Genomic DNA, 17,018 nt, shown 5'->3' with positions numbered 1-17,018 from the left:
ATGGAAGTAACAGAAATAGCAGCAAAAGAACTAAGATATCAAAAACATCAGCCGAAAGACTATAAAAGCGAAAATGCCATTCGCTGGTGTCCGGGTTGTGGCGATTATGCCATTCTAACCAGCCTTCAAAAAGCAATGGCCGAGTTGAATATCGATCCTCACATGATAGCAGTCATCTCAGGAATCGGATGTTCATCACGCCTGCCCTATTACATGAACACCTATGGTTTCCACAGCATCCACGGCCGAGCGGCAGCCATCGCCACAGGAGTGAAGGTAGCCAATCCCGAACTGAGCGTATGGGTAGCCACCGGCGACGGCGACTCGTTGGCCATCGGCGGGAATCACTTCATCCATGCGATCCGACGGAATGTAGATATAAATATTTTACTTTTCAATAACAAGATATACGGTCTGACAAAAGGGCAATACTCTCCCACCTCCGACAGAGGGTTCGTTTCCAAATCTTCCCCCTTCGGGACGGTAGAAGAGCCTTTCCGCCCGGCAGAACTGACTTTCGGGGCACGGGGTACTTTCTTCGCCCGGGCTATCGACGTGGACATCAAGAACCAGACGGAAGTAATGTCCGAAGCCGCCAAACATAAAGGGACTTCGGTGGTGGAAGTGTTACAAAACTGCGTGATCTTCAATGATGGTATCCATAATAAAACCAGTGACCGTAACTGGAAAGCAGATAACACCGTGATACTGAGACATGGAGAGAAAATGATCTTCGGAAAAGAGGAGAACAGGGGGATTGTACTCGATGGCTGGAACCTCAAAGCGGTCACCATTGGGGAGCACGGCTACACCATCGACGACGTACTGGTACACGATGCCACCACCAGGGATAACACTTTACATATGAAACTGGCATTGATGGATATTGCCGATGGACTCCCCGTGGCACTGGGAGTGATCCGCAGCGTGAAAGAACTTACATACGAAAAAGAATACGAAAAACAGATCGAAGAAGTACAAATGATGACCCCGAAAAGGTCATTCACGGAATTCCTGCTGAACTCGTCCAATATATGGGAGGTTAAATGACGCGTAAATCCACTGATCCACTCATCAATTACGTCTCCGTTTTATTTCTGTCCGGATCATCTTCAGCTCACGGCTCGCCTGTCCCTTGACAGATGAATTCTCTTCGGCGCGACGGAACAGATAAGGCATCATGGTCTTTACCGCCCCGTAAGGAACATATTTTGCGACATTGTATCCTTTCTCGGCAAGATTATGGGTGATATGGTCGCTCATGCCATACAGTTGCGAAAAATAGATTCCCCGATGGTTTCTCGGCAGATTGTACTCATCGATCAAACGGGCCAGCAATAACGAACTTTCTTCATTGTGCGTGGCAACCATAAAGTCAATGGTATCCAGATGCTCCATGAAATAACGGATAATATCATTAAAATCGCGATCCGTGGCGGGTTTGTCGGGTTGGATAGGCGATGGATACCCTCGTTCAGCAGCGCGGTTACGCTCTTTCTCCATATAGGCGCCCCGCACGATCTTCAGCCCGAATTTAAATCCTCCCTCCAGCGCCATACGGTGATGCTGTTTGATCCGCTCTATACTATCGTGACGATACATCTGGTAGGTGTTTTGCACAATAGCCTTTTCCTTGTTATAGCGCGACATGAGATTCATCACCATCTCATCCAGTACCGGCTGTATCCACGTCTCTTCGGCATCGACCAGCACCGGCACATCCAGTTCAAATCCCCGTCTGAAGATAGCATCCACACGCTCCTCCACACGCCGGAATTCATCTTTTTCCTCGTCGGCCAGTGGCTGTTGCTCACTCACTTTGGCAAGCAAATCGAAGCGTGCCACCCCCGTGATCTTGAACACGCTGAATGGCACATTCCCATGGTTGCTGGCAAACTCAACGGTGCGTATTACTTCCTGGCATGTGGCATCGAAGGCATCATCCGATTCCTCTCCCTCCCGCGCATAATCGAGAATAGAATCCACGTTGCTACGGGCAAGACGGGCAATCGTCTTGCCACAATCTTCAATAGAGACTCCTCCCACAAAATGCCGGTAAATAGTATTGCGGATGATACCTTCCACAGGAAAATGGATGGTAAACGCAAAATTAACCAGATGTTTGCCCATATTTACCAGCGTGCGTCTATTCATCACCCTGAAGAGCTGACACGCTTGTTTTAAACTTGCATTGGATAGATCGCGAAAGGCGATTTCCGTATTCTCAAAATTGACCGGTGGTGTTTCCTTCGATTGCATGTGTATTTTCTGTAAAAGTGTTACCTAAGAGTATCATAAAGGTTCACAAAAATAACAAAAAGATTTTATTCTTTTGCCTTCCGCTGTTTTTTATCTATTTTCCCATTCCTTTTTTAAGAAGTCAACCTCCAGATGAAGTTGCCCGACTTTCTTGAACAGTGCGTCTTTTTCCTTGTCATTCCCTCTCTTGGATGCGCCACGTTCAAAAACAACATCCGCATTGCATAAGAATTGACTCTTCCACGTGGAGATCCGGCGCGGGTGCAAACCATACTTGCGACCGGTCTCCCGGACTGTATCCCTTTCCTGTGAAACTTCTAAAGCAACTTTCGTTTTAAAGCCCGTACTGTGACTTTTTCTTTTCTTCATCTCAACTCCCTTGAATTGCCTTTATGTCAAGCCGTTTTGCGTTAATCTTCCGATTTCCTGCAAATATTACAGCGATTTTTGGTAAATTTGTCACATTCAATTAGTAAAAACCCATTAAACAGATTAACTTATGTCTAAAGGAGTCTTTCAATTACCCCAAGTAAAGAATGAACCTGTCAGGAGCTACGCTCCGGGGACGCCCGAAAGGGCAGCGTTAAAACATAAACTTGCCGAGCTTAACCAGGGAGGGCTTGACCTGCCGATGATTATCGGAGGAAAAGAAACGCGTACCGGCAACCTGAAGGAGATCCGTCCTCCACACGACCACCACCATCTTCTGGGATATTACCACCAGGGCGACAAAACACATGTGCAGGCGGCCATCGATGCCGCACTAAAAGCTAAACCCGCGTGGGAAACAATGAACTGGGAAAGCAGGGCTGCCATCTTCCTGAAAGCAGCCGCATTGATTGCCGGCCCTTATCGTTATGAGTTCAATGCCGTCACCATGATCGGCCAATCGAAGAATGCCTATCAATCTGAAATAGATGCCGTATGCGAATTAATCGATTTCTACCGCTATAACGTGAAGAATATGGATGAGATTTACCGGATGCAGCCCAACTCTTCTCCCGGCATCTGGAACCGGATGGTGTGGCGCCCGCTTGAAGGATTCATCTTCGCGCTTACCCCGTTTAATTTCACATCCATTGCGGGAAACCTGCCGGGCGCCCCCGCGTTGATGGGAAATACCGTGGTGTGGAAACCCTCAAAAACGGCTATTTACTCGGCTCACCTTATTATGAAAGTGTTACAGGAAGCCGGACTACCTGATGGAGTGATCAACCTCGTCTATGCCGATGGAAGAGACGCCGCCGATGTGATCTTCAACCACCGCGATTTTGCCGGCCTGCACTTCACCGGTTCCACTGGAGTATTCAACAGCATGTGGCGCACTATTGCCGGTAATATGTCGAAATATAAATCCTATCCCCGTATCGTGGGAGAAACGGGCGGGAAAGACTATGTCTTTGCCGACGCGACAGCCGATGCAAAACAGGTGGCTACAGCACTCACCCGGGGCGCGTTCGAATACCAGGGACAGAAATGTTCGGCCGCTTCCCGCGCTTATATTCCCACCACTCTATGGGAAGAGGTAAAGACATTCCTGGGTGATGATCTCGCTAAAATAAAAACCGGTGTGGTGGAAGACTTCTCCAATTTCGTGAATGCAGTGATCGACGAAGATTCGTTTGATAAACTGGCAAAGGCAATCGACAACGCCAAAGCGTCACCCGATGCGGAAATCGTTTTTGGAGGCACTTATGATAAGTCGGAAGGTTATTTCATCCATCCCACCGTTATCCTGGCCAAAAAACCTGATTACATCACAATGAAAGAAGAGCTTTTCGGCCCGATCCTCACCGTATACCTGTACGATCCGGCGGATCTCGACAAAACGTTGGAGATCGTCGACACCTCCACCGACTATGCGCTTACGGGCGCTATCTTCTCTGCCGACAGGGCCAATATCGAAAAGATGACCGCCCGGTTGACACACACCGCCGGAAATTTCTATATCAACGACAAGCCCACCGGCGCTGTGGTAGACCAACAGCCGTTCGGCGGCGGTCGCGGCTCGGGCACCAACGACAAGGCCGGCTCGGTATTCAACCTGCTCCGCTGGGTTTCCCCACAATGCATCAAGGAAACATTCGTTCCTGTAACCGACTACATGTATCCGAATTTCCTGGAAGAGTAATTACCCAAGACTATCCCGCCTCTCTGTGGCGGGATAGTATCACTTAATTCTTTTAATCGCTCTTTTGATAAATTTTATTTAAATGTCTACAAGCATGATGAAAAAAATGACTTGTTTTTTAGTTCTCAGTATGATAGTTTACTGCATCTACAGTCAGGAAAATTCTGAAAAATCTCTTTCAGATATAGAAAAAATTACCGGACTGTCGAAATGTTGGTCGGAAGTAAAATACAACTTTGTTTATTTTGATAAGCTGTCTTTTGATTGGGATAGCTTGTATCAGGCAACTATTCCTGTTGTGCTTGCAACAAAAAATGATTTTGAATATTTCAGGGAATTACAACGATTCATTGCAACGCTGAAAGACGGTCATACCAGTGTTTCCTGGGAACGGCGGGATTTATGGAATAATTGGGCAACTATTCCACTTTTAACAAAACTAATTGAAGGAAAAATGGTTGTTACCGCAGTACTCAATGACACATTGGAGCAAAAAGGAATTAAGGAAGGACTGGAAATTATCCAAATTAACGAAATGGACGTACATAAATATGTTTCCACAAAAATCAAACCTTATATTCATTCTTCCACGGAACAATGGATGAATTTACGTGCCTATGGACGAGAAGCCACGAGAGGTAAAAAATCAGAAGAGATTCGACTAACTTTCAAAGATAAAGATGGGAAAACTTTTAGCCATTCCATCAGTCATTCTATGTCTGAGAAAAATTTATCATCAAAGCCCTTATTCGATTTTAAAGAAATGGATGACAATATTGGCCTCTTAAAAATCAATTCCTTTTGGGGAGACAATTATATTGAACAATTTGATTCAATCTATGAAAAATTAGTCCATTTGGATGCTTTAATTATTGACATAAGAAACAATGGAGGAGGCAATTCCAACTACTCCAGATATGTTTTATCTCACTTAACATCCGAAACTTTCAAAATGTCGGATTGGAGTAGTCCACTCTTTATTCCGGCTCATGCTTCGTGGAACTATGCAAAAGAGTGGTATTCACAAAAGTCTGCTGATTATAATCCAGTAATGAACAAAACAATCTTTAGTAAGCCGATAGTGTTGTTAATTAATGAAGGGACATTTTCAGCTGCAGAAGACTTTTGCGTGGGATTCCGAAATATGAAGCGCGGGAGCATCATTGGAACCCCCAGTGGAGGCAGTACCGGGAATCCAATTGTATTCACTCTTCCAGGAGAAGGACGGATACAAATTTGCACTAAAAAAGACACTTATCCGGACGGTACCAAATTTGTAGGGGTAGGCATCTTACCTGATATTGAAGTAAAAGAAACGGTCTCAAGTTATTTATCCATTGCACAATCTGATGTTGATAATACCCTTGCTACAGCTAAGGCAATTGAATTGCTCAAAAGTATTGTCAGTAGGAAATAGGACAAAATGCCACCAGTAGTCTTCAATCATAAAACACTGAATATTAGCACATAGAAGACCGCCATAAGCCATACATATACGAGCCCATTAACAATAATTGCAAAAACAGCAGTTTACAGAAGAAATGAAAAATGAACTCAGACCTTACCTCAAAAAATTCGAAGAGGGATTTGAGGTATTTAAACTTGGTATTATGATTAAAGAATTCAGAAAAGAGAGTGGATTAACCCAGGAACAACTGGCTGAGAAATATGGAACTCCCAAAACTTATATTTCAAGGATTGAGAACAATGCATCTGATATAAGACTATCCACCTTAATGAGAATTGGGCGGGAAGGATTCGCCCGACACCTAAAATTGCGTATTTATAGAAGTACAACAGTTACATTCAATGTTTCGATTTGATTGACAATTTTACCGGCTATATTCATTTCTTTTTATTGGAAGATTTGGTTGATGCAAGTCAAAAAATTAAGACAATAGATTTCAACGACACCGAAAAAAGAGACCCACAAACCCACAATGAAAAAATTAATAATACTGCCAATCCTCAGCCTGTTTGTATTCAATTTTACGTTTGGGCAGGATAATGAAAAGTATGCTGAATTGATAAAAGAAGCCTGGGATCTTTATCAAGCTAAAGAATATCTGGAATCAGGACAGAAATACGCTCAAGCTTTTATTGCAAACAGAGGTAAACGACTGATAGGTGACATTCGCAAACACGATCCTCCCTACTTACAGAAAAGTACGGAAAAGGCTGGGGCTATGAAAAACTTAAACAGTGTACGTACCTTTTTTCGGAAAAAGATCAGGTACGCACGGATAAAAAACATCAAATACAAGTTTCCAAATATAGAAACATTGATTATCTTTATGCTGTTAAACAAGGTCTATTGTAATGAAATATTTTTGAAACTAAATTTTTGGAAGAAGCGGACAAGTTTATTGCAGGACTTGATTCTATAATAGTTAGAAAGATATTCTACAATATTGATCTTGCGGAACAAACCAACGATCCAAAACTTTTCAAGAAGCTACAAAGCGGCATTTGGGAGTTTCGGACAAGATACGCGGGACTTCACGTAAACGAAATAGACCGGGCAATAAGCCTGAGAGATGAGTACTTTAAGAATAAACTAAAAAAATAATCATATGGCAACAAAGCAATTAAAGACATATACGCTTGCCGAGATGAAGGATAAATATATCGGCAAAGTTGGCACAAAAGAACGTGATGATTACGAATACGAACTTCATATGGATATTTTGGGCAAAATGATCAAAGCTGCAAGGCAAGAACGTAATTTGACACAAGAAGAACTCGGACAACTTGTAGGTGTTCGGAAAGCTCAAATCTCAAAACTTGAAAATAGTGCCAATAGTGCAACGATTGACACGATAATTAAAGTTTTTAAAGCACTAAAAGCAGAGATAAACTTCAACGTAAAACTTGAAAACAATTTTGTTAAACTCGTCTGATAAAAAATGACGGAAAATCTGGCAGATAAGATCATTACTTTCAACCGGCAATTACACTATTCCGGTAAATTGCCTGAAGGATTCCAGGTATTAAACCCTTTCCTGCAAAACCCGGAAACGATGCTCGTGATGGAAGCCTTCTACCGCAAATATTATAACGACACGAGAAGGCGAAAATTCATCATCGGCATCAATCCCAGCCGCCACGGAGCAGGGGTGACGGGCATACCTTTCACCGACACCAAACGATTGGAAAGTGTGTGTGGGATCACCATGCACTCGGCCCATACCCACGAGGTTTCTTCGTGGTTCATATACGACATGATCGCGGCTTACGGCGGTGCAAATGAATTTTACAGCCGCTTTTACATCAATTCCCCCTTTCCGCTGGCAATCATCCGCAAAACAAGAGAGGGCAACTGGCTTAACGCCAACTATTACGATGACAACTCCCTGTTCGAAATGGTAAAAGGGTTTATGATCGCATCACTCAAAAAACATATCGAGATAGGAGTCGACACTTCTGAAGTATATATCCTCGGAAAAAAGAATGCCGATTTCATCCGCAAACTGAACAAAGAGGAGAAACTTTTCGACCGGATCACAGTATTGGAGCATCCGCGTTATATTCAGCAATACAAGTCGAAAGAGAAACAGCTATATATCGACAAATACCTGCTGGCATTCGGGGAATAAACCGGTAGGCCCATACGAACTTGATCGGGCTTGAGATACGTTGCACATGAATTAAACCCATTTCTGTTAAAAGACATTCTTGCAAAAACATTCTATCTTTGTACTTTGTTTATCTCATTCGGGATATTCACCCATTGCAGGTTATCGCGGGGAAACAACCGATAAAGAGATTGACCATTTGGATATGCACGCAAAAAAGATTAATATTGCCATCGACGGTTTTTCCTCGTGCGGCAAAAGTACAATGGCCAAAGACTTGGCCGGAAAATTGGGTTATACCTATATCGACAGTGGAGCCATGTATCGTGCTGTCGCACTGTACGCCATCAGGAAAGGGTGGATCACCGAGACAAGGATGGACGAGGAAGCGCTTCGCGCGCATGTTTCAGAGATAAAGATAACCTTTGCTCCCAACACACAGGGCAGCCAGGATACTTACCTGAACGGGGAAAACGTGGAAGATGACATTCGTACTTTAGAAGTGGCGAACGGCGCCAGCCGGGTAAGCACGCTCGGTTTTGTACGAAAAGAACTGGTTCGCCAGCAGCAGGAGATGGGCAAAAAGAAGGGGGTCGTGATGGACGGTCGCGATATCGGCACGGTCGTTTTTCCGGATGCCGAGTTGAAACTCTTCATCACCGCCCCGCCTGAAATACGGGCGCAACGCCGTTTTGATGAGATGAAAGCCAAAGGGATCAACCCTCCGGCTTATGAAGATATATTGGCCAATGTGAAGGAACGCGACCTGCGTGACACTACCCGGGCCGAAAGTCCGCTACGTAAAGCCGATGATGCCATTGAGCTCGACAATACACACGTGGATATCGAGGGACAATTGCAATGGGCTTTGGATATGTTTAACAGAATTATGGCGAAAAATGATCAAAATTGAAATAGACAGGCACTCCGGTTGCTGTTTCGGTGTGGAAAAAGCTATTATCAGGGCGGAAGAGGAGCTCAAAAAAGGAGGCACCCTCTATTGCCTGGGTGACATCGTACACAACAACATAGAAGTAGAACGTCTCGAAAAGATGGGGTTAATCACCATCAATCATGAGCAGTTCAGGGAATTAAAGAACGTGCGGGTACTGCTCCGCGCGCACGGCGAACCGCCCAGCACTTATGAAATAGCCAAACAAAACAATATCGAGTTGATTGATGCTTCTTGTCCCGTAGTGCTGGGATTGCAGAAACGGATCAAGAAAAAATACACCCATGCGGAAAACGACGACGCGCAGGTGGTCATTTTCGGCAAAAAGGGACATGCGGAGGTGAACGGACTGCTCGGGCAGACTGATGAATCGGCCATTGTGATCGAGAGCAAAGAGGAGATAGACAAGCTGGACTTCACAAAAGACATCAGCCTGTTTTCTCAAACCACCAAGTCGCTTGAAGGTTTTCGTGAAGTGGGGGAACTGATCAAATCCCGCATGCGGGGCGACGCTAAATTTGAATTCTACGACACCATCTGCCGGCAGGTGTCGAATCGGGTTCCCAACATACAGGAGTTCGCCGAAAATCATGACCTCATCTTCTTCATTGCCGGGGAGAAGAGTTCCAACGGTAAAGTCCTGTTTGCGGAATGTAAGAAAAAAAATCCCAACTCATACCTGATTCACCATCCCGATGAGATCGACCCCTCTCTTCTGAAAGAAGATATCAGCATAGGTATTTGCGGGGCAACTTCCACGCCTATGTGGCAAATGGAGGCTGTAGCTGAGAACATCGCTAAACTACAACCCCGGATGCAAGTCGAAAAAGCTGCTTTTTAAGCAGCTTTTTTTGTATGCATCATTAAAAAAATCTATCTTTGCGTTTCGTTATTTAACAGGATTTTTCAAGAAGTTCACATAAATAACGGCGAAATCTTCAAAGACTAACATTTCAACTATGGACTCTAATATAAAAAGTGTAGGTGTCCTCACTTCCGGAGGAGACGCGCCCGGCATGAATGCGGCCATTCGTGCGGTAACACGTGCCGGGATATTCAATAACATGAAAGTGTATGGGATTTACAGAGGATATAGAGGATTGATCTCAGACGAGATTGTGGAGTTCAAAACCAATAGTGTGAGTAATATCATTCAGCAAGGAGGCACCATGCTGAAAACAGCCCGCTCGGAAGATTTCATGACCCAAGAGGGGCGAAGGATGGCATACGAAAACATGCAGAAACATGGCATCGAGGCGTTAGTTGTGATTGGGGGCGACGGCTCTCTCACCGGTGCCGCTATTTTCGCCAATGAATATAACATACCGGTGGTAGGGCTTCCCGGCACTATTGACAATGACCTGAACGGTACCGACACAACTATCGGATACGACACGGCACTGAACACCATCATGCAATCGATGGACAAAATACGGGATACAGCCACTTCACATGAGCGTCTGTTCTTCATAGAGGTGATGGGGCGCAATTGCGGTTACCTGGCGCTCAACAGTGCCATTGCCTCTGGAGCCGAAGCGGCGATCATCCCCGAAATAAGTATAGAAAAAGACCAGTTGGCCGAACTCATTGAACAGGGTTTCCGAAAATCAAAAAACAGCAGCATGGTGCTTGTCACCGAAAGCGAAGTGACCGGAGGAGCCATCAAATTGGCGGAACGGGTAAAAACAGAGTATCCGCAATACGACGTGCGCGTGTCCATACTTGGCCACCTGCAGCGCGGCGGCTCTCCTACCGCCCAGGACCGTATCCTTGCGAGCCGCATGGGGGTTGCGGCCATACAGGCATTAATGGAATATCAACGTAACGTGATGATCGGTATCCGGGAAAATGAGATCGTATATGTTCCATTCAAAAGGGCAATCAAGAAAGACAGGGAGATCAGCCGCGAAATGCTGGAGGTATTACGTATCTCCTCTATCTGACGATTACGCCTTTCTCGCTATCTTCAAAAGAAATATCCGCTTTTTATTCTTTTTTATGAATGAAAGACGTACATTTGCAGTCAAACTCTGAAATATCATAAGATTATAATAATATGAAGATTACACACATCGAGCACATCGGGATAGCCGTGAAGAGTATTCAAGAGCAACTTCCTTATTATGAAGGGATTTTGGGGCTGAAATGCTATAACATTGAGAGTGTAGAAGATCAAAAAGTTAAAACTGCGTTTTTCATGGTAGGACAAACCAAAATCGAATTGTTGGAGCCGACCGATGAGGAAAGCACTATTGCCAAATTCATTGAAAAAAGGGGCGAAGGAATACATCATATAGCCTATGCCACGGAAAATGTAAATGAGGCTTTAAAAGAGATGGAAAATAAAGGAGTACGGTTGATTGACAAGGAAGCGCGCGGAGGTGCTGAAGGGTTGCGTATCGCATTCTTACATCCCAAATCTACCGGTGGCGTTCTCACCGAACTATGCCAACATCCCGAATAATGCGGAGAAACTTCTTTTCCAACACCATCATTTAGAAAAATTCTCACACCAAACAATATAGTAAAGCAACAGGACTCAAAAGACATTGGTCATTTGCCCTCAATAACAAGAGGCGTTGATTATGAACCGAAACAAAAAACAAACTTGTTTGAATTTTGGTCAAGCAAAAGCCGTTGCAAAAACCTATTTCGTTTTAAATACAAATTTTTATATGAGCAACCAACTCGAAAAAGTAAAAGAGCTTATTCAATTACGCGAAAAAGCTCGTTTAGGAGGTGGCGAAAAAAGAATCGAAGCGCAACACCTCAAAGGAAAATACACGGCACGCGAAAGACTCGCCATGCTTCTGGATGAAGGAAGTTTTGAGGAATTCGACATGTTCGTGGAACATCGTTGCCACAACTTCGGAATGGAAAAAACCAAATTCCTGGGAGACGGAGTGGTAACAGGCTACGGAACTATCTACGGGCGGCTTGTATATGTATTCGCTCAGGATTTCACCGTATCCGGAGGATCCCTGTCGGAAATGCATGCGCAAAAGATCTGTAAAGTAATGGATCAGGCGCTGAAAATGGGCGCCCCTGTTATTGGCATCAATGACTCGGGGGGTGCACGCATTCAGGAAGGTATCAATGCGTTGGGTGGCTATGCCGAGATATTCCAGCGTAACATCCTCGCATCAGGGGTTATTCCCCAGATTTCAGGTATTTTCGGCCCCTGTGCCGGAGGAGCGGTTTACTCTCCCGCCCTTACCGATTTCATCATCATGACCCAGGGAACCTCGTATATGTTCCTCACCGGCCCGAAGGTGGTAAAAACCGTGACAGGCGAAGATGTCACGCAGGAACAGCTGGGAGGAGCCACAGTACACTCTTCCAAATCGGGAGTTTCCCAATTCCAGGTACAAACCGAAGAGGACGGGTTGAAACTGATCCGCCAACTGCTCAGTTTCATTCCACAGAACAATATGGAAGAAGCGCCTCTGCAGCCCAATGATGATCCCATCGACAGGCTGGATGACGCACTCAACGATATCATCCCCGACAGCCCGAACAAACCCTACGACATGTATGAAGTGATCGGTGCCATCATCGACAAGGGAGAGTTCCTGGAAGTACATGCCGATTATGCCAAAAATATCATTGTGGGGTTTGCCCGTTTCAACGGCCAATCGGTCGGCATTGTCGCCAACCAGCCTAAATTCATTGCCGGTGTGCTCGATATCAATGCTTCGCGCAAGGCAGCCCGTTTTGTCCGTTTCTGCGACGCTTTCAATATACCTATCGTCTCATTGGTGGATGTTCCGGGCTTCCTTCCCGGAACAGGACAGGAATACGGTGGAGTAATCACCCACGGTGCCAAATTGTTGTATGCTTATGGTGAAGCTACCGTACCGAAAATAACCGTCACATTACGTAAATCTTATGGTGGGGCGCATATAGTGATGAGTTGTAAACAACTCCGCGGCGATATCAACTACGCATGGCCTACCGCGGAGATCGCTGTTATGGGAGCCGACGGAGCGGTTGAGGTGCTTTACAGCAAGGAGATTGCGGCCGAAAAAGATCCGGAAAAAATGACCGCGGTAAAAGAAGAGAAGAAGAAAGAGTATAACGATCTCTTCACCAACCCCTATGTAGCCGCGCGATACGGATATATCGACGATGTGATTGAGCCACGCAACACCCGTTTCCGTGTTATTCGCGCATTGCACCAACTGCAGACCAAGAAATTGCAGAATCCGCCCAAAAAGCACGACAATCTACCTCTTTAAAAAGCAGTTGAATATGAGAAATTATACAATCACATTATTTCTTTTCATCGTAGCGCTGTTGTTCTCCGGATGTAGTTCCAAACTGAGAAATCCGGCCTGGGTCATTAACGAGGTCATGGTTCTCAACGAGAGCAGCTATGTGGATGATTATGGACAACGGAACGGGTGGATTGAGATATACAACAATACGGCAAAAACGCAGGATTTGGGAGGACGATACCTCACCAACGACCGCAATAATCCGAAAAAATATCCCATCCCCCGAGGGGATGTCCTCACCAGGATACCTCCCCATCAGCATGCGTTGTTTTGGGCAGACGATAATCCTTTCAACGGGACATTTCATGTGAGTTTCAAACTCGACCCAACCAAAGAGAATTACATCGCGCTCTATGATAACGACGGGAAGACATTACTGGACGAAATCGTGATTCCTGCCGGAATTTTAGCTGACCAGACCTATGGATATCCACAGGATGGTGTAAAATACGATGAAGAAGGTAATAGTTTTGCCACCCACCTTGAAAGGGTAACTCCCAGCAGCAATAACGCTATTCTGGAAGAGAACCCCAAAATAGTCACCTTGCGGAAAGATGACCCGTGGGGAGGAGTCATGACTCTCACTTCTATGTTCGTGGTATTTACTGCGTTACTTATACTTTATCTCATCTTCAACTATACAGGCATTTTAGCGCAACGAATGTCACAAAGGAAGGTGGCCAAAAGCGGTTCACTCTCGGCCGTGAGAAGTTATACCCATTTATCGGGAGAAGTATTGGCTGCAATTTCGGCGGCTATTCACGAGCTAAAAGAGGATCAGCACGATATAGAATCTACCATTCTCACTATCCAGTATGTGAAGAGGAACTATTCTCCTTGGAGCTCCAAACTTCAGACATTAAGGCATTTACCGAAGTAGAGCGAAGACTAAGTGGTTCTGATATACTATATACCAAAAGAAAAAAATAAAACAATCATATGAAAGAGTTTAATTATAAAATCAACGGAGCTCCCTACAGGGTGGTGGTCACCAAGTCTGACAGCGAGCTTGTGGAACTTGAAGTGAACGGCACTCCCTACACGGTTGAGCTGGCACCCAAATCAAAAAAACCGAAACCAGTAGTACAGCGTCAGCCCACCTCCGCGGCGGGACCCACTCCACAAAGCACATCTACCCCGCTTGTAACAAAACCTGCCGGTTCCACCGGAAAGAACACCATTCAATCTCCGCTTCCCGGTGTCATATTGGATATTCATTGCAAGATAGGGGATACGGTAAAGAAAGGACAAACACTGATGATCCTTGAGGCTATGAAGATGGAGAACAATATCCTTGCCAACGGCAACGGAAAAGTAACGGAAATTCTTATCCAAAAAGGAGACTCGGTACTTGAAGGAACTGATCTTGTTGTCATTGAATAAAACCCGGAAAATAACATGAACAGTCTATTATCTATAGCAGACAATTTAGCTACATTCTGGAACTTTACCGGATTTGCCAATGCTGAACCGGGGCATATCGTAATGATCCTCGTGGGGTTATTCTTCATCTATCTGGCTATCAAGAAAGAGTTTGAGCCTCTCCTGTTGATCCCGATCGGTTTCGGTATCCTTATCGGGAATATCCCTTTCAATGAAGCAGCCAATATGCAGATAGGGATTTACGAAGAAGGATCGGTATTCAATATCCTGTACCAGGGTGTGGTGCAAGGATGGTACCCCCCGTTGATCTTCCTCGGCATCGGAGCCATGACAGATTTTTCCTCCTTGATAGCGAATCCCAAGTTGATCTTGATCGGCGCGGCAGCCCAGTTCGGTATTTTTGCCGCATACATCATCGCAACCATGTGGGGTTTCGCGCCCAACGAAGCAGGGGCAATCGGCATCATTGGCGGCGCGGATGGCCCGACAGCTATATTCCTCTCATCCAAGCTGGCCCCTCACCTGCTGGGAGCCATAGCCATCTCGGCTTACTCCTACATGGCATTGGTGCCTGTGATACAGCCTCCTTTTATGCGGATGCTGACAACAAAGAATGAACGGGTTATCAAAATGAAAACGCCACGGGTGGTATCGCAAACAGAGAAGATTTTGTTCCCTATCATGGGACTACTGCTTACCGCATTTTTGGTACCCTCCGGCCTGGCCCTGTTGGGGATGCTTTTCTTCGGTAATCTGCTGAAAGAATCAGGAGTAACCCGTCGCCTCGCAGAAACGGCACGTGGACCACTGATTGACACAATCACCATTCTGTTGGGACTTACCGTAGGCGCTTCCACGCAAGCCACCACGTTCATCCGCTGGGAGTCTTTAAAAGTATTCGGTATTGGCGCCCTTTCCTTTATAGTGGCCACTGTCACCGGGATACTCTTTGTGAAATTCATGAATATCTTCTTAGCCAAGGGTAAGAAGATCAATCCGCTGATTGGAAATTCGGGAGTTTCAGCGGTACCTGATTCTGCCCGTATCTCACAACATGTGGGTATGGAATATGACCCCAGCAACTATCTGCTGATGCATGCCATGGGACCCAATGTAGCCGGCGTGATCGGCTCGGCAGTGGCCGCCGGTATCCTACTGGGATTCTTGTACTAGGAAAAGATTATCTGTCATATCAAGAGGCGGGGCAAAAGTCTCGCCTCTTTGTATAGCCTCTTTGTATACAACGGAGTAACCGTACACAAAATAAAATTTGGAATTTTATGGGCTTAGAAGAACTGTTACCGGCAATAGCCGGTATGACCTGGCAACATCTGGTGATGATTGGCGTGGGACTTATTCTGATTTATCTCGCTATCGCCAAGAATTACGAGCCAACACTATTGCTGCCGATGGGGTTTGGCGCTATTTTAGTGAATATTCCTCTCTCTTCGGCGCTCACACAAATCGATCCCGCGACAGGACAGGCTGTAGAAGGTGTTCTCAATGTCTTCTTCGATGCCGGCATTGCTACCGAAATCTTCCCATTACTGATATTTATCGCCATCGGGGCTATGATCGATTTCTCACCGCTATTCAGAAATCCATCGCTGCTACTGTTCGGCGCGGCTGCACAATTCGGTATCTTCTTCACAATGATGTTTGCCACACTACTGGGCTATGATATCCGCGAAGCAGCATCCATTGGCATCATAGGCGCAGCCGACGGGCCTACCTCCATCGTGGTGGCTTCCCGTTTTGCACCCAACCTGCTGGGGCCCATCTCTGTGGCAGCTTATTCCTACATGGCGCTCGTACCTATTATTCAACCGCCGGTTATCCGCTTGCTGACTTCACGCAAGGAACGGCTGATAAGAATGTCGTCTGCCAACCGCAATAATAAGAGAATATCGAAAAAAGCGCTTATTGCCTTCCCCATTGTAATTACCATTGCCGCGGGCATCATCGCCCCCTCTTCTCTGTCGTTGATCGGTTTCCTGATGTTCGGTAACCTGATCCGTGAGTGCGGTGTATTGAATAAGTTATCCCAATCGGCACAGAACGAACTCTCCAGCCTGGTTACCATACTGCTTGGCATAACCATTGCCAGCACGATGACGGCTGATCGATTTATCCGCACGGATACCTTGATTATTATCGCCCTGGGCCTTTTCGCCTTTATTTTCGACACTTTTGGCGGGGTGATCTTCGCAAAATTCCTGAACCTGTTCCGTAAAGAGGGGAATAAAATCAACCCGATGATAGGCGCCTGTGGTATTTCGGCATTCCCGATGTCGGCCCGTGTGATCCATCAGATGGGACAGAAAGAAGATCCTTACAACTATCTGCTTATGCCGGCTATCAGCGCCAATGTGGGCGGCCAGATAGGCTCGGTGGTGGCAGGCGGCATTATACTGACATTGGTTCCATTACTCGCTTAAAAA

General features: G+C 45.6%; 18 protein-coding genes. 16 read left to right on the top strand and 2 right to left on the bottom strand.

The window, feature by feature from the left end; all coding sequences use genetic code 11:
• Window positions 1–1,050 (top strand): 2-oxoacid:ferredoxin oxidoreductase subunit beta, encoded by a 1,050-nt coding sequence (locus tag D7D25_RS09100; RefSeq protein WP_122968650.1) that lies wholly within the window; start codon window positions 1–3, stop codon window positions 1,048–1,050.
• A 24-nt stretch (window positions 1,051–1,074) separates the two neighbouring features.
• Here the strand turns inward: D7D25_RS09100 and D7D25_RS09095 are convergent, their stop codons facing one another.
• Together D7D25_RS09095 and D7D25_RS09090 are read right to left on the bottom strand one after the other, a co-directional pair.
• Entirely contained in the window at window positions 1,075–2,259 is a 1,185-nt protein-coding gene (locus D7D25_RS09095) for a proline dehydrogenase family protein (RefSeq protein ID WP_122968649.1), read from the bottom strand.
• Between the two features lie 90 nt (window positions 2,260–2,349).
• The gene (locus tag D7D25_RS09090) at window positions 2,350–2,628 is read right to left on the bottom strand and encodes a transposase (protein WP_122968648.1); all 279 of its coding nucleotides are present in this window, start codon (window positions 2,626–2,628) and stop codon (window positions 2,350–2,352) included.
• Window positions 2,629–2,758: 130 nt separating this feature from the next.
• Here D7D25_RS09090 and pruA point away from each other — a divergent pair, with 130 nt between their 5' ends.
• From pruA to D7D25_RS09010, 15 genes are all read left to right on the top strand, one after another.
• Window positions 2,759–4,390, top strand: coding sequence for an L-glutamate gamma-semialdehyde dehydrogenase (pruA, locus tag D7D25_RS09085; protein WP_122968647.1), 1,632 nt, complete (start codon window positions 2,759–2,761; stop codon window positions 4,388–4,390).
• A gap of 94 nt (window positions 4,391–4,484) precedes the next feature.
• The gene (locus tag D7D25_RS09080; protein ID WP_158602583.1) at window positions 4,485–5,807 is read left to right on the top strand and encodes a S41 family peptidase; all 1,323 of its coding nucleotides are present in this window, start codon (window positions 4,485–4,487) and stop codon (window positions 5,805–5,807) included.
• 97 nt (window positions 5,808–5,904) lie between these two features.
• Window positions 5,905–6,213: a helix-turn-helix domain-containing protein gene (locus tag D7D25_RS09075; RefSeq protein WP_255417248.1), complete on the top strand. Its 309-nt coding sequence runs from the start codon at window positions 5,905–5,907 to the stop codon at window positions 6,211–6,213.
• A gap of 117 nt (window positions 6,214–6,330) precedes the next feature.
• Complete coding sequence (locus tag D7D25_RS09070; RefSeq protein WP_122968644.1) at window positions 6,331–6,777, top strand: hypothetical protein; 447 nt, start codon at window positions 6,331–6,333, stop codon at window positions 6,775–6,777.
• A gap of 186 nt (window positions 6,778–6,963) precedes the next feature.
• Window positions 6,964–7,290 carry a helix-turn-helix domain-containing protein gene (locus D7D25_RS09060; protein WP_122968642.1) on the top strand — a complete coding sequence of 109 codons (327 nt, stop codon included), beginning with the start codon at window positions 6,964–6,966 and terminating at the stop codon, window positions 7,288–7,290.
• Window positions 7,291–7,296: 6 nt separating this feature from the next.
• Window positions 7,297–7,986 carry an SMUG2 DNA glycosylase family protein gene (locus tag D7D25_RS09055; protein ID WP_122968641.1) on the top strand — a complete coding sequence of 230 codons (690 nt, stop codon included), beginning with the start codon at window positions 7,297–7,299 and terminating at the stop codon, window positions 7,984–7,986.
• A gap of 184 nt (window positions 7,987–8,170) precedes the next feature.
• A complete protein-coding gene (gene cmk, locus D7D25_RS09050; RefSeq protein ID WP_122968690.1) occupies window positions 8,171–8,878 on the top strand; it encodes a (d)CMP kinase in 708 nt (235 codons plus the stop codon).
• Window positions 8,865–9,758 (top strand): 4-hydroxy-3-methylbut-2-enyl diphosphate reductase, encoded by an 894-nt coding sequence (locus D7D25_RS09045; RefSeq protein WP_122968640.1) that lies wholly within the window; start codon window positions 8,865–8,867, stop codon window positions 9,756–9,758. The genes cmk and D7D25_RS09045 overlap by 14 nt, the downstream gene beginning before the upstream one ends.
• 118 nt (window positions 9,759–9,876) lie before the next feature.
• Complete coding sequence (gene pfkA, locus D7D25_RS09040; protein WP_122968639.1) at window positions 9,877–10,860, top strand: 6-phosphofructokinase; 984 nt, start codon at window positions 9,877–9,879, stop codon at window positions 10,858–10,860.
• A gap of 113 nt (window positions 10,861–10,973) precedes the next feature.
• Complete coding sequence (gene mce, locus D7D25_RS09035; protein ID WP_122968638.1) at window positions 10,974–11,381, top strand: methylmalonyl-CoA epimerase; 408 nt, start codon at window positions 10,974–10,976, stop codon at window positions 11,379–11,381.
• 211 nt (window positions 11,382–11,592) lie between these two features.
• Complete coding sequence (locus tag D7D25_RS09030; protein ID WP_122968689.1) at window positions 11,593–13,155, top strand: acyl-CoA carboxylase subunit beta; 1,563 nt, start codon at window positions 11,593–11,595, stop codon at window positions 13,153–13,155.
• A gap of 13 nt (window positions 13,156–13,168) precedes the next feature.
• Entirely contained in the window at window positions 13,169–14,074 is a 906-nt protein-coding gene (locus tag D7D25_RS09025; protein WP_122968637.1) for an OadG family transporter subunit, read from the top strand.
• A gap of 59 nt (window positions 14,075–14,133) precedes the next feature.
• Entirely contained in the window at window positions 14,134–14,577 is a 444-nt protein-coding gene (locus D7D25_RS09020) for a biotin/lipoyl-containing protein (RefSeq protein ID WP_122968636.1), read from the top strand.
• A gap of 15 nt (window positions 14,578–14,592) precedes the next feature.
• On the top strand, window positions 14,593–15,750 hold the full coding sequence (locus D7D25_RS09015; RefSeq protein WP_122968635.1) for a sodium ion-translocating decarboxylase subunit beta: 1,158 nt from the start codon (window positions 14,593–14,595) through the stop codon (window positions 15,748–15,750).
• Window positions 15,751–15,857: 107 nt separating this feature from the next.
• Window positions 15,858–17,015, top strand: coding sequence for a sodium ion-translocating decarboxylase subunit beta (locus tag D7D25_RS09010; protein WP_122968634.1), 1,158 nt, complete (start codon window positions 15,858–15,860; stop codon window positions 17,013–17,015).
• Window positions 17,016–17,018: the final 3 nt, after the last annotated feature.

This window comes from Proteiniphilum sp. X52, from assembly GCF_003712195.1.
Classification (GTDB): Bacteria; Bacteroidota; Bacteroidia; order Bacteroidales; family Dysgonomonadaceae; genus Proteiniphilum.
Note: the sequence above shows the minus strand (reverse complement) of the source record. Positions and strands in the feature narration are given on the sequence as shown.

Coding starts and splice junctions, on each gene's coding strand:
- D7D25_RS09100 (WP_122968650.1), top strand. CDS start 1: ATGGAAGTAACAGAAATAGCAGCAAAAGAACTAAGATATCAAAAACAT.
- D7D25_RS09095 (WP_122968649.1), bottom strand. CDS start 2,259: ATGCAATCGAAGGAAACACCACCGGTCAATTTTGAGAATACGGAAATC.
- D7D25_RS09090 (WP_122968648.1), bottom strand. CDS start 2,628: ATGAAGAAAAGAAAAAGTCACAGTACGGGCTTTAAAACGAAAGTTGCT.
- pruA (WP_122968647.1), top strand. CDS start 2,759: ATGTCTAAAGGAGTCTTTCAATTACCCCAAGTAAAGAATGAACCTGTC.
- D7D25_RS09080 (WP_158602583.1), top strand. CDS start 4,485: ATGATGAAAAAAATGACTTGTTTTTTAGTTCTCAGTATGATAGTTTAC.
- D7D25_RS09070 (WP_122968644.1), top strand. CDS start 6,331: ATGAAAAAATTAATAATACTGCCAATCCTCAGCCTGTTTGTATTCAAT.
- D7D25_RS09060 (WP_122968642.1), top strand. CDS start 6,964: ATGGCAACAAAGCAATTAAAGACATATACGCTTGCCGAGATGAAGGAT.
- D7D25_RS09055 (WP_122968641.1), top strand. CDS start 7,297: ATGACGGAAAATCTGGCAGATAAGATCATTACTTTCAACCGGCAATTA.
- cmk (WP_122968690.1), top strand. CDS start 8,171: ATGCACGCAAAAAAGATTAATATTGCCATCGACGGTTTTTCCTCGTGC.
- D7D25_RS09045 (WP_122968640.1), top strand. CDS start 8,865: ATGATCAAAATTGAAATAGACAGGCACTCCGGTTGCTGTTTCGGTGTG.
- pfkA (WP_122968639.1), top strand. CDS start 9,877: ATGGACTCTAATATAAAAAGTGTAGGTGTCCTCACTTCCGGAGGAGAC.
- mce (WP_122968638.1), top strand. CDS start 10,974: ATGAAGATTACACACATCGAGCACATCGGGATAGCCGTGAAGAGTATT.
- D7D25_RS09030 (WP_122968689.1), top strand. CDS start 11,593: ATGAGCAACCAACTCGAAAAAGTAAAAGAGCTTATTCAATTACGCGAA.
- D7D25_RS09025 (WP_122968637.1), top strand. CDS start 13,169: ATGAGAAATTATACAATCACATTATTTCTTTTCATCGTAGCGCTGTTG.
- D7D25_RS09020 (WP_122968636.1), top strand. CDS start 14,134: ATGAAAGAGTTTAATTATAAAATCAACGGAGCTCCCTACAGGGTGGTG.
- D7D25_RS09015 (WP_122968635.1), top strand. CDS start 14,593: ATGAACAGTCTATTATCTATAGCAGACAATTTAGCTACATTCTGGAAC.
- D7D25_RS09010 (WP_122968634.1), top strand. CDS start 15,858: ATGGGCTTAGAAGAACTGTTACCGGCAATAGCCGGTATGACCTGGCAA.